This window comes from Ensifer sp. CCNWLY38 (genome assembly GCF_037120565.1).
Classification (GTDB): domain Bacteria; phylum Pseudomonadota; class Alphaproteobacteria; order Rhizobiales; family Rhizobiaceae; genus Ensifer; species Ensifer adhaerens_H.
Genome location: NZ_JBBBBO010000006.1, coordinates 53,048 through 67,859 on the forward strand (window position 1 = coordinate 53,048; position 14,812 = coordinate 67,859).

The 14,812-nt window shown below is 63.5% G+C and carries 13 protein-coding genes; 4 read left to right on the forward strand and 9 right to left on the reverse strand.

Annotated elements, in window-relative coordinates; translation table 11 throughout:
* Positions 1 to 2: 2 nt before the first annotated feature.
* From V7S54_RS14395 to V7S54_RS14425, 7 genes are all read right to left on the reverse strand, one after another.
* Complete coding sequence (locus tag V7S54_RS14395) at positions 3 to 689, reverse strand: ABC transporter ATP-binding protein (RefSeq protein WP_065373956.1); 687 nt, start codon at positions 687 to 689, stop codon at positions 3 to 5.
* Entirely contained in the window at positions 686 to 1,435 is a 750-nt protein-coding gene (locus V7S54_RS14400) for an ABC transporter ATP-binding protein (protein ID WP_065373955.1), read from the reverse strand. The genes V7S54_RS14395 and V7S54_RS14400 overlap by 4 nt, the downstream gene beginning before the upstream one ends.
* Positions 1,428 to 2,399, reverse strand: a complete 972-nt coding sequence (locus V7S54_RS14405; protein ID WP_336408595.1) for a branched-chain amino acid ABC transporter permease — start codon at positions 2,397 to 2,399, stop codon at positions 1,428 to 1,430. Before V7S54_RS14405 ends, V7S54_RS14400 begins: the two co-directional genes overlap by 8 nt.
* 7 nt (positions 2,400 to 2,406) lie before the next feature.
* The gene (locus V7S54_RS14410) at positions 2,407 to 3,327 is read right to left on the reverse strand and encodes a branched-chain amino acid ABC transporter permease (RefSeq protein WP_093232526.1); all 921 of its coding nucleotides are present in this window, start codon (positions 3,325 to 3,327) and stop codon (positions 2,407 to 2,409) included.
* A 95-nt stretch (positions 3,328 to 3,422) separates the two neighbouring features.
* The gene (locus V7S54_RS14415) at positions 3,423 to 4,562 is read right to left on the reverse strand and encodes an ABC transporter substrate-binding protein (RefSeq protein WP_336408594.1); all 1,140 of its coding nucleotides are present in this window, start codon (positions 4,560 to 4,562) and stop codon (positions 3,423 to 3,425) included.
* 42 nt (positions 4,563 to 4,604) lie between these two features.
* Positions 4,605 to 5,441 (reverse strand): tryptophan 2,3-dioxygenase, encoded by an 837-nt coding sequence (kynA, locus tag V7S54_RS14420; protein ID WP_336408593.1) that lies wholly within the window; start codon positions 5,439 to 5,441, stop codon positions 4,605 to 4,607.
* Between the two features lie 4 nt (positions 5,442 to 5,445).
* Entirely contained in the window at positions 5,446 to 7,065 is a 1,620-nt protein-coding gene (locus tag V7S54_RS14425) for a benzoate-CoA ligase family protein (protein ID WP_336408592.1), read from the reverse strand.
* Positions 7,066 to 7,392: 327 nt separating this feature from the next.
* On the opposite strand from V7S54_RS14425, the gene V7S54_RS14430 reads away from it, so the two are divergent.
* Positions 7,393 to 8,223, forward strand: a complete 831-nt coding sequence (locus V7S54_RS14430; RefSeq protein WP_065373949.1) for an alpha/beta hydrolase — start codon at positions 7,393 to 7,395, stop codon at positions 8,221 to 8,223.
* Between the two features lie 159 nt (positions 8,224 to 8,382).
* Positions 8,383 to 9,714 carry an APC family permease gene (locus V7S54_RS14435; RefSeq protein ID WP_336408591.1) on the forward strand — a complete coding sequence of 444 codons (1,332 nt, stop codon included), beginning with the start codon at positions 8,383 to 8,385 and terminating at the stop codon, positions 9,712 to 9,714.
* Here V7S54_RS14435 and V7S54_RS14440 read toward each other — a convergent pair whose 3' ends face one another.
* Positions 9,715 to 10,491 carry a helix-turn-helix transcriptional regulator gene (locus tag V7S54_RS14440; protein ID WP_336408590.1) on the reverse strand — a complete coding sequence of 259 codons (777 nt, stop codon included), beginning with the start codon at positions 10,489 to 10,491 and terminating at the stop codon, positions 9,715 to 9,717.
* Between the two features lie 49 nt (positions 10,492 to 10,540).
* Here V7S54_RS14440 and V7S54_RS14445 point away from each other — a divergent pair, with 49 nt between their 5' ends.
* The gene (locus tag V7S54_RS14445; protein ID WP_336408589.1) at positions 10,541 to 11,992 is read left to right on the forward strand and encodes an amidase; all 1,452 of its coding nucleotides are present in this window, start codon (positions 10,541 to 10,543) and stop codon (positions 11,990 to 11,992) included.
* Between the two features lie 263 nt (positions 11,993 to 12,255).
* On the opposite strand, the gene V7S54_RS14450 is transcribed toward V7S54_RS14445, so the two are convergent.
* A complete protein-coding gene (locus tag V7S54_RS14450; RefSeq protein ID WP_065373947.1) occupies positions 12,256 to 13,149 on the reverse strand; it encodes a DMT family transporter in 894 nt (297 codons plus the stop codon).
* A 289-nt stretch (positions 13,150 to 13,438) separates the two neighbouring features.
* Between V7S54_RS14450 and V7S54_RS14455 the strand changes: the two genes are divergently transcribed.
* The gene (locus tag V7S54_RS14455) at positions 13,439 to 14,770 is read left to right on the forward strand and encodes a PQQ-dependent sugar dehydrogenase (protein ID WP_336408588.1); all 1,332 of its coding nucleotides are present in this window, start codon (positions 13,439 to 13,441) and stop codon (positions 14,768 to 14,770) included.
* The last annotated feature ends 42 nt before the right edge of the window (positions 14,771 to 14,812 follow it).

A 14,812-nucleotide genomic window follows, 5' to 3' on the forward strand; every position in this document is an offset into this window, starting at 1 on the left:
TCTCAGACGCCGAGATAACGGTCCTGAAGCGCCGGTGTCAGCGCTGCCGGCGATCCTTCGAACACCGTCGCACCCTTTTCCAGGACGAAGCAGCGGTCGGCGACGGGCAGCAATTCCGAAAGCGTCTTGTCGACAACGAGGATCGATTGGCCGGCCGCCTTCAGTGTGCGGATCGCCGACCAGATGTCCTGCCGGATCACCGGTGCCAGCCCCTCGGTTGCTTCGTCGAGAATGAGCAGGCTGGGATTGGTCATCAGCGCCCGGCCGATGGCAAGCATCTGCTGCTCACCGCCCGAAAGCGTGTTGGCATATTGGTCGCGTCGTTCGCCGAGGCGGGGAAAGAGGGAGACAACCTTCTCGAATGTCCACTCGCTGCCGCGGGCCGTGGCAACCAGGTTCTCCATGACGGTGAGATTGGGGAAGCAGCGCCGCCCTTCGGGCACGAGGCCGAGGCCGAGTTTCGCTATCCGGTGCGGTCGCATGCCCGAGATCGCCTTGCCGGCGAAGCTGATCGCGCCTGAGCGCGGGCGCACGAGGCCGAGGATCGAGTTGATCGTCGTCGTCTTGCCCATGCCGTTGCGGCCCATGAGCGCGACCACTTCGCCCTCCCGCACATCGAGATTGACGCCGAAGAGCGCCTGCGATGCGCCGTAGAAGGTTTCGAGACCTTTCAGTTCGAGCAGGCTCACGCGGCTTCTCCCAGATAGGCGCGGCGAACGTCCGGATCGCTGCGGATTTCATCGACAGTGCCGGTTGCGATGATGCGACCATAAACGAGCACAGATATACGATCCGCAAGCGCAAAGACCGCGTCCATGTCGTGTTCCACCAAGAGCATCGGCGCTTCGTAGCGCAAGCCGTCGAGGAACGTCGTCAGCCGCTTCGAGCCTTCCGGCCCCATGCCGGCCATCGGTTCATCGAAGAGAAACGCCTTCGGCGAAAGCGCCAGCGCGATGGCGATTTCGAGTTGCCGGCGTTCGCCATGCGAGAGTTCCGCCGCCGGCACATGGGCGCGGGCGGCGAGGTCCACACGCTCGAGCATTGCCATTGCCGGCTCGGTCAGGTCCCTATCGCTGGTGACCTGGCGGAAGAAACGGAAGCTGCTGCCTTGCCGCGCCTGCACCGCCAGCATGACGTTGCGAAGCGCTGAGAACTCCTGCGCCAGCGAGGAAATCTGGAAGCTGCGTGCCAGACCGAGCCTGGCGCGGGCGGCCATGTCGAGCCCGCCGATATCCTCGCCGAGAAAGCGGATGCTGCCGCTGTCGGCCTTGAGCGAACCGGCGATCTGGTGGATCAGCGTGCTTTTTCCCGCACCGTTCGGACCGATCAGCGCATGGATCTGTCCCGGTTGAAGCTCGAGGCTGACCCCGTCGGTCGCCTTGAGCGCGCCGAAGGATTTGCGGAGATCGCGGATTTCGAGAACAGGCTCAGACATGGCGCGGCTTTCCGGAGAGGAGCCCCAGCAATCCGCCGCGGGCAAAAAGCACGATACCGAGCAGGATGAGGCCGAGGAAGAACTGCCAGCGCTCGGTGATGCCGCCGAGCACATATTCGAAGAAGACGAAGATCATCGCGCCGGCAACGGGCCCGAACAGCCGCCCCTTGCCGCCGAGGATGATCAGCACGATCAGTTCGCCCGACATGTGCCAGGAGAGCATCGAGGGGCCAACGAAGCGGTTGAGGTCGGCATAGAGCGCGCCGGCAAATCCGGTGATCATGGCCGAGGCGGCAAAGGCGACGAGCCTGATATTGAAGGGTGCGATGCCGACTGCGGCAAGGCGCGTTCCGTTTTGCCTGGCTGCCTGCAGCGCGCTGCCGAAGCGCGAACCCTCGACCACGCGGAACAGGAGAAGTGCGGCCATGAGTGCAGCGTAGCAAATGAGGAAATAGGGCAGGGGCTTGGCGGTGTTGACGCCGGGAAAGGCGTTGCGCATCGACATCGACAGGCCATCTTCGCCGCCATAGGCCGGCCAGGAGATCGCGAAATAGTAGATCATCTGCGCGAAGGCGAGCGTGATCATGATGAAATAGACGCCTGATGTGCGCAGGCTGATCGCGCCGATCGGTAGCGCGATGAGGCCGGCGACCGCCACGGCCGCTATCCAGATGAGCGGCATCGACGTTGTCGCCGGAATGCCGGCAAACAGCGGCTCGCCATTGAAGGCGTGGGTGGCGAGGATGCCGGCGACATAGCCGCCAAGGCCGAAGAAGGCTGCGTGGCCGAAGGACAGCAGCCCGCCGAGCCCGAGCGCCAGGTTGAGGCCGACGGCGGCAAGCGCCAGGACGACGACGCGGGTCGCGAGCGTCACATAGAAGGGTTCGCCCATGCCGGCGGCCAGAAGCGGTGCGCCGAGAAGCAGAAGGGCAAGCAGCAGGTTGACGGTGGTTTCGCGGCTCATCTTGACCTCACGACTGTGCCGCAAACAGGCCGCTCGGCCTGAAGGCGAGGATGAGGGCCATGACCACATAGATCAGCATCGAGGCGAGCGCCGCGCCAATCGTAGTCGCCTGCGATGCGGGCATGGTGAGCGCCAGAACCGAGGGGAGCAGGAAGCGGCCCATCGTGTCGACAACGCCGACAATCACCGCGCCGACGAGCGCGCCCTTGATGGAGCCGATGCCGCCGATAACGATGACGACGAAGGCGAGGATGAGCACTGGCTCGCCCATTCCGACCTGCACGGACTGCAGCGCACCGACGAGGGCGCCAGCAAGCCCGGCGAGTGCTGCGCCGAGCGCGAAGACGACCGTATAAAGCGTGCCGATGTCGACGCCGAGCGCGCCGATCATCTCGCGGTCGGATTCGCCCGCGCGGATACGCATGCCAAGCCGCGTCCTGGCGATCAGCAGATAGAGAGCGATGGCAACCGCGATGCCGACGCCGATGATCGCCAGGCGGTAGAGCTGGTATTGGCCGCCGCCCGGGAGCGGCACCGCGCCCTGCAGCAAGGGCGGTATGTCGAGGTAAAGCGGAAAGGAGCCAAAGAGCCAGCGTGCGCCTTCGGACAGGATCAGGATCAGCGCGAAGGTGGCGAGCACCTGGTCGAGATGGTCACGATCATAGAGCCTGCGGATGACGGCAACCTCGATAATCGCGCCGACACCGGCGGCGGCGGCAAGGCTGGCGATCAGGCCGATCCAGAAGGAGCCGGTCGCGGCAGCGACCGTCGCGCAGGCGAAGGCGCCGATCATGTAGAGCGAGCCGTGGGCAAGGTTGATCAGGCCCATGACCCCGAAAATCAGGGTCAGGCCAGCGGCCATCAGAAACAGCATCACACCGAGCTGGAGCCCGTTGAGCAGTTGTTCGATCAGGAGTGCGGTGAACAAGAGACCGGTCCAAGCTTCATATCAGGAGGACATGGATCATCGACCGGATGCCGGCATCAGGGCCGGGCACCCGGGCGATAACAGGTGCCGAGGCACTACATGCCGCACTTGTCGGCGTAGGCGTCCTTGTGGTCTTCGAAGGCCGTGGCGATGATCTTGTTGGTCAACACGCCATCGTCTTCCTTCACCACCTCACGAACGTAGATGTTCTGGATCGGGTGGTTGTTGTTGTTGAAGGTGAACTTGCCGCGCACCGACTTGAAATCGGCCGCCTTGAGCGCCACGCGGAAGGCGTCCTTGTCCTTGACATCAGCCTTCGAAAGGGCGGCGAGGATCAGGTTTGCCGTATCCCAGCTTTGCGCGGCATAGATCGAGGGCAGGCGCTTGTACTCGGCCTTGAACGCTTCGACGAACTTCTTGTTGGCTTCGTTGTCGAGATCCTTGGACCAGGTCGCGGAGTTCTTGACGCCAAGCGCCGCGTCGCCGATCGCCGGCAGGACGTCCTGGCTGAAGGAGAAGCCCGGGCCCATGACCGGGATGTTCACGCCCGACTGGGCATATTGCTTCATGAAGGCGATGCCCATGCCGCCGGGCAGGAAGAAATAGACTGTGTCGGCGCCGGAGGCGCGGATCTGGGCGATTTCGGCGGCATAGTCCGTCTGGCCGACCTGCGTGTAGATCTCGCCGGCAAGAGCGCCCTTGTAGTAGCGCTTGAAGCCGGTCAGCGCGTCCTTGCCGGCCGGATAGTTGGGCGCCAGGATGAAGGCGTTCTTGTAGTCCTTGTTGGCGTATTGCCCCATCGCCTCATGGAAATTGTCGTTCTGGTAGGCGACGTTGAAATAGTTCGGGTTGCAGTTCGCACCGGCCAGTGCCGAAGGACCGGCATTCGGTGAGAGATAGATCACGTCCTGCGCGACCGCGTTCGGCACGACCGCCATCGCGAGATTCGACCAGATGATGCCCGTCATCAGGTCGACTTTGTCGCCCTGGATCATCTTCTCGGCGATCTGAACCGCAAGTTCCGGCTTCTGGGCATCGTCCTCGATCACCAGCTCCACGTCCTTGTTGCCCGATTGCTTGATCGCCAGCGTGAATGCGTCGCGCATGTCGATGCCGAGGCCGGCGCCGCCGCCCGAAAGCGTGGTAATGACGCCGATCTTCACCGGCTCGGCATGGGCAAGGCTCGACGTTGCAAGCGAGAGGCCAAAAAGGCTCGCTGCCAGAATGCGGTTCATGCTGTTCTCCTCCTAATAGGTTCCCTTATGAGTTGTGTTCTATCAGAGACCCGTGCGCACGTGCCAGAGCTCGGGGAAGAGTTCGACTTCGAGCATCTTCTTGAGATAGGACGCGCCGGATGTGCCCCCGGTTCCGCGCTTCATGCCGATGATGCGCTCGACCGTCGTGACGTGGTTGAAGCGCCATCGGCGGAAATAGTCCTCGAAATCGACCAGCTTCTCGGCGAGTTCATAGAGCATCCAGTAGCGTTCGGGATCGCGGTAGACCGTCTGCCAGGCGGCAAAAACCTTGTCGCTTTCCACGCGCGTTTCGCGCCAATCGGTCTTGCTCGCTTCGTCCCCGATATCGAAGCCGTTGCGCGAAAGAAGCCGGATCGCTTCGTCGTAGAGCGACGGCGCGGCCAGGATCGCCTCGAGCTTTTCCATGATGTCGGGACGGTGCGCATGCGGGCCGAGCATGGAGACGTTGCGGTTGCCGGCGAGAAATTCGATCGCCCGGTATTGCCACGACTGGAAGCCGGAGGATTGGCCGAGCGATTCGCGGAACGTGGTGTATTCGCTGGGCGTCATCGTGCGCAGCACGTCCCAGGCGCTGTTCAACTGCTCGAAGATGCGTGCGACCCGCGTCAGCATCTTGAACGCCGGTTCCAGCCGGTCGTCACGGATCGAGCGCACCGCCGCGTTGATCTCGTGCAGCGCCAGCTTCATCCAGAGCTCCGACGTCTGATGCTGGATGATGAACAACATCTCGTCGTGGGCCTTCGAGAGCGGCTCCTGTGCGTCCAGCACCTTCTCCAGCATCAGGTAGTCGCTGTAGGACATGCGTCCCTTGAACGACATCTGGGCGCCTTCTTTCGAAGGATCGTATGATTTGCTCATGTTCTTAGTTCTCCGAGCGCAATCGGAACCGCTGGATCTTGCCCGTGGCTGTCTTCGGCAGGCTGTCCAGGAATTTGACCGATCGCGGATATTTGTAAGGCGCGATCGTCGCCTTCACATGATCCTGCAGGCGCTTGATCGTCGCGTCGTCGGCCGAGACGCCTGAAATCAGCACGACATAGGCTTCGACGATCTGGCCGCGTTCGGCATCGGGGGCACCGACGACGGCGCATTCCGCGACTTCCGGGTGCGAGATCAACGCCGCCTCGACCTCGGGGCCGGCGATGTTGTAGCCGGCGGTAACGATCATGTCGTCCGAGCGGGCGGCGAAATGGAAGAAGCCGTCTTCGTCCTGGTAGAAGGCGTCGCCGGTCAGGTTCCAGCCGTCGCGGACATAATCGCGCTGGCGGGCGTCGGCCATATAGCGGCAGCCGGTCGGGCCGCGCACTGCGAGCTTTCCGACCGTGCCGCGGGGAACCTCTTGCATCTCATCGTCGACGATCCGCGCTTCGTAGCCACCGACCGGCTTGCCGGTCGAGGCGGCCTTGCGGTCTTCGAAGCGGTTGGAAATGAAGATGTGCAGCATCTCGGTCGCGCCGATGCCGTCGAGGATCGGCTTGCCGGTTTTTTCCGTCCACTCCTCGAAGACGGGCCCCGGCAGCGTTTCACCCGCCGAGATCGCTACCCGGAGCGACGAAAGGTCGGCGCCGTTGTCCATCGCCTTCATCATCGCCCGATAGGCGGTGGGAGCGGTGAACGAGATCGTTGCTTTGTACTTCTCGATGATCTCCACCATGTTGGCGGGCGTTGCGTGCTCAAGCAGCGTTGCCGCCGCGCCGAAACGCAAGGGGAAGATCGCAAGGCCGCCAAGACCGAAGGTGAAGGCGAGCGGCGGCGAGCCGACGAAGATATCGTCCGGCGTGACGCCCAGCACTTCTCTCGCATAGCCATCGGCAATCACCAGGAGATCGCGGTGGAAGTGCATGGTTGCCTTCGGGACCCCCGTCGTGCCCGAGGTGAAACCGAGAAGGGCGACGTCGTCACGACCGGTGTGTACCGCTTCGAAGACCACAGACTTGTCGAGCGCAATCCGGTCGAGTTCGGCGTCGTGGTTTGCTGTCCCGTCGAAGCCGATGACCTGCTTCAGGTAGTGACTGTCCTTGGCGCAGGCGATCATCTCGTCCATCAGACGTGTGTCGCAGAGCGCCAGGCTGACCTCTGCCTTGTCGACGATCTTGGTCAGTTCGCCTGCACGGAGCATCGGCATCGTATTGACGACGACGGCGCCGGCTTTGGTGGCCGCCAGCCAGCAGGCGACCATGGCCGGATTGTTGGCGGAGCGGATGAGCACACGGTGGCCGGGCTTCACGCCGTAGTTTTCGACGAGGGCATGGGCGAGCCTGTTCGTCCAGTCGGACAGCTCCTTGTAGGTTCGCCGGCGCCCGTTGCCGATCAGCGCGGTATGGTCGCCAAAACCCTTGGCGACCATGGCGTCCGTCAATTCGACGGCGGCGTTGAGACGGTCCGGGTAGTCGAAGCCTTCGAGAAGGAATTCCGGCCATTCTTCCGGTGGCGGCAGATGGTCGCGGGTGAACGTATCGACGTGCGAAGTCGGTCCAAGCATGTGGCGGCTGTTCCCTTGTTCAGATTCTGCCCGTTGCCCAGGCATTTTCAAAGCCGGCTAAAGTTCTTGTAGTCGCGCGGAGCTCTGCCGTACGAACGGACGCCAAGCCTCGCCGCATCGTCGTCGATGGGGGCATGCCGTCGCCAGGGCGGCTCCAGTGATCGTGATGGGCACAGCGAGACCTCCACTTCTCGGCTGAACATGGGGCAGCATCGCACCAGTCCAAAATTATTTCAAGCCTAAAGTTTTTTTGAATGACGCATTGCGTTTCTCGATGGGGCAGGCGATTTCTATGCCTGGGGAGACATCGAAGGGAGGATTGCATCGATGCTGGAACACCGTGTTTCCGATTGGAACGACGCCTATGCCAATGGCGTGAACATTGCGCGGGGCGACCGGTGGCCGCAGGCATGGGTTGGGCCGGCGGAGACATTCCGCAACGCGCTTTCGGCATCAGGGCTGGCGAAGCTCGACCTTGCCTATGGCGAGCGATCCAGAAATCGCATGGACCTGTTCTTCCCCGATGGCGCGGCCAAAGGCCTTGTCGTCTTCGTGCACGGTGGATTCTGGCTGCAGCTCGACAAGAGCTTCTGGTCGCATCTCGCCGCAGGCGCTGTCGCCAGCGGTTACGCCGTCGCGATGCCATCCTACACGCTCTGCCCGGAGATCCGTATCGCCGGGATCGTCGAGGAGGTCGCCGCGGCAATCGGTGAGGCAGCAAAGCTGGTCGAAGGGCCGCTGATGCTGACGGGTCATTCGGCTGGCGGCCATCTCGTCAGCCGGATGATCACGGCGACCGCGCCGCTTTCGCCGGATGTCCAGGGGCGGATCCGCAACGTCGTCTCGATCTCGGGCGTGCATGATCTGCGACCGATCATGTCGACCGGGATGAACGAGAAGCTTGCGATTGACGAGGCGGAGGCTCTTTCGCAAAGCCCGGCGCTGCTGCGGCCGATGCGAGATGCCCGCATCACCTGCTGGGTCGGCGGCGGCGAGCGCGCGGAGTTCCTGCGCCAGAATGCCCTGCTTGCCAATATCTGGACGGGACTGGGTGCAACCACGGCCGCCATCGTCGAACCGGACAGGCACCACTTCAACGTCATCGACGGCCTTGCCGACGCCGGGCATCCGCTGACGCGAACCCTGCTTTCGGTGTGAGCGCGGTGCTGGACCGAGGGGTCGGGTGGTTGCGAAGACCGGGTCACCCTGCCGGCCCTCCCCCGCGATGTCACCAAGGGGCGCCATAACACCCTAGGGTTATTGGCATCGCCCTCGGTTTCCCCGACGCTTCCGGTCTGTTCGTTGGAGGAGGGGAACATGACACAAAACATTAAACTCGTTCGAACCCTTGGTCTGTGGTCGGTGGTGCTGTTCGGGCTTGCCTATATGACGCCGATGATCGTGTTCGGCACGTTCGGGGCGCTGGCCTCGGCAAGCCAGGGCACGACGGCGATGGCCTATTTCATCGCGGCGCTCGCGATTTTCCTGACGGCTGCGAGCTATGGGATCATGGCGAAGGTCTATCCGGTCGCCGGATCCGCCTACACCTACGCCCGCAAGTCGCTGAATTCCGGTGCGGGCTTCCTCGTCGGCTGGGCCGTCCTGCTCGACTATTTCTTCCTGCCGATGGTGATCTGGCTGATCGGCGCCGCCTACCTGGGCTCCGCCTTCCCGGCCGTTCCGGCCTGGCTGTGGATCGTCGGCTTCATTGTGCTGACGACAGCCGTAAACGTCATCGGCATCGCTTTCGCCAACCGGGTGAACGTCGTCCTGATGCTGGTGCAGCTCACCGTGCTGATTGCCTTCGTCGCGCTGGCAGCGCGCTATGTGGTTGCCATCAATGGCGTCGGTGGGCTTGCGTCGGCGCGGCCATTCTTTGAAGCGAATGTGCCGTTCAGCGCTTCGGTTGCCGGTGCGGCAATCGCGGCCTATTCTTTCCTGGGTTTCGATGCCGTCTCGACACTCACGGAGGAGACGCGTGACCCAACCCGCACGATGCCGAAGGCGATCATGATCATCGCTGTGATCGGCGGGATCATCTTCACCGGTTCGGCCTATGTGACGCAGCTCGCCCATCCCGGCGGCGAATTTACCTCTGTCGATTCCGCTGCGTCGGAGATCGCTCTGATGATCGGCGGCGACCTGTTCGTGACCCTGTTCCTCGCCACGCTCGTTGTTGCCCAGTTCACCTCGGGGCTTGCGGCACAGGCGAGCGTCGGTCGGCTGCTTTTCGCCATGGGCCGCGACGGGGTGTTGCCGATGGGGATCTTCGGCAAGCTGCATGAGAAATGGCGCACGCCGGTGTTCAACCTCGTGCTCGTCGGCATCGTCGGCCTGCTTGCGCTTACGCTCGACGTGACCACCTCGACGTCCTTCATCAATTTCGGCGCATTCCTCGCCTTCACCGCCGTCAATGTCTCGGTGATCGCACTCTATCTGCAGGGCAATGCAATCGTGCGGCCGCTGGGCGCGCTGCTGGGGCTTGTCGTTCCGGTTGTCGGTGCGGTCTGTGACCTATTCCTGCTTTGGAATCTCGATGGCCACGCCAAGCTTCTGGGTATCATCTGGCTGGCCATTGGGGTGTGCTACCTCGCCTACCTCACCCGGTTCTTCCAGTCAGCACCGCCGGAAGTCGAGTTCGTCGAATGATCAGCGGCGGCTGAGGAAGAGATGGAAGAGCTCCGCCTGGCTGGAAATGGAGAGCTTGGCATAGGCCTGGCGACGATGGACCTTGACCGTATTCGGCGAGAGGCCGAGCGTCGCGGCGATGGAATAGGTCGAGTGACCCTTGAGGATCAGGGTCACGATCTCCAGCTCCCGTTTCGAAAGCAACGGGTGGCTGATCGTCGCTGCGGCATCGTCCTCATCACGCGGCGGGTCGAACCGCGCGCGCCAGTGCCGTTCGGCGAGCGCCCGCACGATCGGCGCAGCGCTTTCCAGCCGGCCGATGTCACGGCGGGAGAAGCCGGGCACGTCACCGATGCGCGAGAGCGACAGCACCGCATCGACATGCGGAAGCTTCAGAATGAAGCCGATCTCGTCGACGATCCCGGTCGCCTGGTAGTGGCGGCGGAAGTATTCCGTCTCGGTGAAACGGTCCGGCGCCAACCGCCGCATCACCAGGACGCCGCCGTCGCGTTTTGCGTTGCGGACGGCATCGTAGAACGGGTCGAGGATATAGGCGCCGTCAAGGTAGTGATCCACGATGGTGAGGCGGTCGCCGACGATGCGCTCGTTGTGGAGATCGAAGGCCTTGCCGCCTGGCGAATAGGCAAAGCCGTTCATCATCTCGAAGGCGACGAGTTGCCGAAGCGCGCGCTCCAGGGTTTCCGGGAAACCGGGCTCGCCGAGGTTCGATATGGCCTCTGCGAGCCCGGCGTTCCAAGCATCGATATAGGCGCTCGCTCCGCCGGATGTTGCTGCCACGTCCATTCCCCACCTGTCGAAGACAAGACCTAGCACGGAGTCCGCAGTCATGCAGACGGTTTCTCGCGCCCTTGCGCCCACGCATCCGCTCGACCTTCCCGCAACGGAGATCGCTGCCGGCATCCGCGCCCGCCATTTTTCCGCCGAAGCGGTCGTTGCCGAATCGCTCCGCCGCGCGAAAGTCGTCAATCAGGCGCTGAACGCATTCACGCTGCTGCGGGAGGAGGCCGCAATCGCATCGGCGCGGGCGGCTGACGAACGCGTCGCAACTGGTGGCGACACGCCCACTCTTCTCGGCGTCCCCTTCGCCGCCAAGGATCTGACACCGACCAAGGGCGATCTCACCACGCTCGGCTCCTGGACGCGTGGGAATTGGATTCCAACGGAGACGGCGCTGTGCATCGGGCGGCTGGAGGCTGCCGGCGCGATCCTGATCGGCAAGACGACGACGCCGGAGTTCGCCCATTCCAGTTTCACATCGAGCCCACGCTGGGGCGTAACCCGCAACCCCTGGAACCCGGAGCGAACCTCCGGCGGCTCCTCCGGCGGCTCCGCGGTCGCCGTCGCGACCGGCGTGGTTCCCTTCGCCGAAGGCACGGACATGGGCGGGTCGGTGCGCATTCCCGCGGCACTTTCGGGTGCCGTCGGCCTCAAACCCAGCCTTGGTCGAATTCCCATGACCATCCTGCCGAGCGTATTCGATAACATATCCCATTTCGGCCCGCTGGCGCGGACCGTCAGCGACGCCATCGCCTTCATGGCCGCAACTGCCGGCCCGGATGATGCGGATATCGCCTCGTTGCCGCTCTCCTTCGCGGCCGACCGGGCAAGAGCAGGCTCACTTGTGGGCCGACGCTTCGCCCTTTCGCTGGATCTTGGCTACTACAGCGTCGATGCCTCCGTGCAAGCCGCGATCCTTGCGGCGGTCGAGCAGCTTCGTGCGGCTGGCGCCACGGTGGAACCCGTGGACATCGGCTGGTCCCGCGCCGTCAACGACCAATGGTACGATCTCTGGTGCGTGTTCATGGCCGCATTTTTCGGTGACGCGATCGATGGCTACCAGGAGCGCATGGACCCGATCGTCGTCGAGCTCATCGAACGCGGACTTGGCATGAATGCCACAGTCCACAAACGGGTGGAACTGCTCCGGACCGCGATGTGGCGTGATCTCGCCGTCATCCTTGCCCGCTACGATGCGCTGCTCTGCCCGACATGCGCGGTCACGGCCCCCTCGACTGACGCGGACGACAACGACTACATTGCCGACACGCAGGACGGGCGTTTTCGCGGGTTGGACATGACCTGCCCGTTCAACCTGCTGCCGCAGTGTCCAGCCCTGTCGGTGCCGGTCGGTCTCGCCAATGATGGCCTGCCAGTCGGCCTGCAGATCGTCGGCCGCCGCTATGCCGATGAAGAGGTGCTGTCGCTTGGCGGCGCGATCGAGAGCGTGTTGCAGGCTTCGGGTTTTGCGGTCGGCCGGGCGGAACGGTGGCGCTGGTAACGTGCGCGCCGCCTACGATCGGCTGGCTCCGCCCCCTCAAAGCAGCAGGAGCTTCTTCAGCACCGAAAAGACTTCCACGGCTTGCTTTTCGGCGATGTCTCATCGGGCGATGAGCTGGAAATAATTAATCAAAATCAATTGCTTGATTATTGTTGCGCCGGCGTGTTCCGCGAATGCGAAGCTCGGTATCGAAGAATCCGCCGATCGCCCGAGAGGTGCTCACCTCGCACTGCCCGGCCAACGAGCCACACCATGAGCGGGTGTCAGCGAATGAAGATCAGCGCCATGCCGAGGACGACGAGGGCAGCACCGGTCCAGGCGCCGGCGGCAGGCCGTTCGCCCGTCCTCAGCCACAGCATCGGCAGGATCATCACTGGCGAGGTCGCCGACAATGTCGATACGATGCCCACCTTGCCGCCCGAGAGCGCGAAGAGCAGCAGCGTCATCCCCATGCCAAGAGCGAGGACCCCGGTCAACGCGGTCATTGCGGCAACCTTCAGGGTCAGCGGCGCCCTCGGCTTGACCGATGGAATGGGCAGCTGGATCAGGATGCTCAGGCAGAAGGCCGCAATGCCGACGCGCAGCATGGAGGCGACAAAAGGATCGATGCCGGCGGCCATGACCGGTCGCACGATAATCGAGCCGATCGCCTGGCCGGTGGCGGCGCCGAGCCCAAGCAAGACGCCGATCCAAAGCGGCCCCTTGACCTTTTCCCATTCGTGCATCTGCGCCCGGCGCTTGCCGAAGAGAATGGCGAGGAACACGCCGGTGGCCGTCAGCGCGATGCCTCCAACCGCGGTTGGTGACAGCGCTTCGCCAAGCACCAGCCAGCCGAGCAAGGCGGCGATCGGCGCGTTGAGGGCGAAGAGGATGCCGGAGCGGCGCGGGCCGAGCCGGTTGAGCGCGGCAAAGAGCAGCGTGTCGCCGATGAAAATGCCGATCAAGCCGGACAAAAGCAGCGGCGTGACGCTTGTCGCATCCAGCTCACGCCACGCCCCAGTGGCGAGCACATAGATTGCCAGAAGTCCCGTGACGAAGATCTGCCGAAGACGGTTGAAGGCGGGTGCGCCGAGATGGCCGGCCGGTCCGGCCGAGATCAACCCCGTCAGGGCCCAGCAGGTCGCGGCCCCCAGCGCGGCGAGTTCATGAATTGGCATGATATTCCGATCGGTAGACTGCGGCCCCGAAGGAGCTCTCCTCGGCCTTCGTTAAAGCTTGAGCGAGCGGCATTCGTCCAGCGCTTTTTCAGCCGCATCAACAGGGCGCTTCGCGCCGGGCGGCGGATAGTGCAGCAGCGCTCATCATGGTCGTCTGGTGCCCACAGGCGATATGTCCATGGGGCCACGCGCCGACGTTGATTCCGAATGAATTTTTCAGCACTTTTCGCCAGGCGATTGGAACGCCTGAAGGCGCCTGCCGTTAGGTTGGACATCAAAGGAATCCGCCATGAAAAAGCTCCTGATTGCCCTTCTGGTCTTCGGCGCGCTCGCGGCCGCTGGTGGCCTGAGCCTCGGCTATCTGTCGCGACGGGAGGCAACGGTGCCGATTGAAAAGACCTACGGTCCCGATCCGGTTCTGGTCGAACCAAAGGTGGAGCTCGTGCCATCCGTCAGTGTCGCGGAAGCCACGCCCTGGCCTGCAGGCATGATGCCATCGGCCGCGCCAGGCCTTGCCGCTAAGGAATTTGCGGGCGGCTTCGATCATCCCCGCTGGCTTCACGTGCTGCCGAATGGCGATGTGCTGGTCGCAGAAAGCAATGCGCCACCCCAACCCGACCCCGGCTTTTCGGTGCGGGCCTTTGCTGCTCAGCTCATCCAGGGCAGGGCCGGCGCCCGAAGTGAGAGCGCCAATCGCATATCGTTGTTGCGCGACGCGGACGGTGACGGTGTGGCGGAAACGAAAACGCCCTTCATCACCGGGCTCAATTCACCGTTCGGCATGACATTGGTTGGCGGCAAGCTCTACGTAGCCAATGCCGATGCGATCGTGGCCTTTCCCTATCAGCAAGGCGCGACCGAGATTACGGCACCCGCGGAGAAGATCGTCAACCTGCCGGCAGGCCGCAACCACCACTGGACGAAGGACGTCATCGCCAGCCTGGACGGGACCAAGCTTTATGTCACGGTCGGCTCCAATTCCAACGTCGGCGAAAACGGCATGGAAGAGGAAAGGGGACGCGCCGCCGTGCACGAGATCGACCTTTCCACCCGGCAGATGCGGCCGTTCGCATCCGGACTTCGCAATCCCAACGGCCTCTCATGGCAGCCGGATAGCGGTGAGCTGTGGGTTGCCGTCAACGAGCGCGACGAGCTCGGGCCCGATCTCGTTCCCGATTACATGACCTCCGTCAAGGACGGCGCCTTCTACGGCTGGCCCTATAGCTGGTACGGGCAGCATGTCGACGAGCGGGTGAAGCCGCAGAAACCCGAACTGGTGGCGCGCGCGATCAAGCCGGACTATGCGCTCGGCCCCCACACCGCCTCGCTGGGCCTGACCTTCAACACCGGCGACCTGTTCGGCCCGGAGATGAAGAATGGCGCCTTCGTAGGCCAGCATGGCTCGTGGAACCGGATCCCGCGCAGCGGCTACAAGGTCATCTTCGTGCCTTTCAGCAACGGCAAGCCGTCCGGCCCGCCGCGGGATATCCTGACGGGTTTCCTGACCGACGACGGCAAGGCGCTCGGCCGTCCGGTCGGCGTCGCCAGCGCCCGTGATGGCGCGCTGCTCGTCGCCGACGATGTCGGCAACAAGGTGTGGCGGGTCGCGCCTGCGCGGTGAGCGATCTCGCGGTGCAGGGGCATTGGGGCTTTTGTGCAACTA

What these genes read in the sequence shown, in the direction of transcription:
- V7S54_RS14400 (WP_065373955.1), bottom strand. Translation starts at nt 1,435, where the DNA reads ATGTCTGAGCCTGTTCTCGAAATCCGCGATCTCCGCAAATCCTTCGGC.
- V7S54_RS14405 (WP_336408595.1), bottom strand. Translation starts at nt 2,399, where the DNA reads ATGAGCCGCGAAACCACCGTCAACCTGCTGCTTGCCCTTCTGCTTCTC.
- V7S54_RS14415 (WP_336408594.1), bottom strand. Translation starts at nt 4,562, where the DNA reads ATGAACCGCATTCTGGCAGCGAGCCTTTTTGGCCTCTCGCTTGCAACG.
- kynA (WP_336408593.1), bottom strand. Translation starts at nt 5,441, where the DNA reads ATGAGCAAATCATACGATCCTTCGAAAGAAGGCGCCCAGATGTCGTTC.
- V7S54_RS14425 (WP_336408592.1), bottom strand. Translation starts at nt 7,065, where the DNA reads ATGCTTGGACCGACTTCGCACGTCGATACGTTCACCCGCGACCATCTG.
- V7S54_RS14430 (WP_065373949.1), top strand. Translation starts at nt 7,393, where the DNA reads ATGCTGGAACACCGTGTTTCCGATTGGAACGACGCCTATGCCAATGGC.
- V7S54_RS14435 (WP_336408591.1), top strand. Translation starts at nt 8,383, where the DNA reads ATGACACAAAACATTAAACTCGTTCGAACCCTTGGTCTGTGGTCGGTG.
- V7S54_RS14445 (WP_336408589.1), top strand. Translation starts at nt 10,541, where the DNA reads ATGCAGACGGTTTCTCGCGCCCTTGCGCCCACGCATCCGCTCGACCTT.
- V7S54_RS14450 (WP_065373947.1), bottom strand. Translation starts at nt 13,149, where the DNA reads ATGCCAATTCATGAACTCGCCGCGCTGGGGGCCGCGACCTGCTGGGCC.
- V7S54_RS14455 (WP_336408588.1), top strand. Translation starts at nt 13,439, where the DNA reads ATGAAAAAGCTCCTGATTGCCCTTCTGGTCTTCGGCGCGCTCGCGGCC.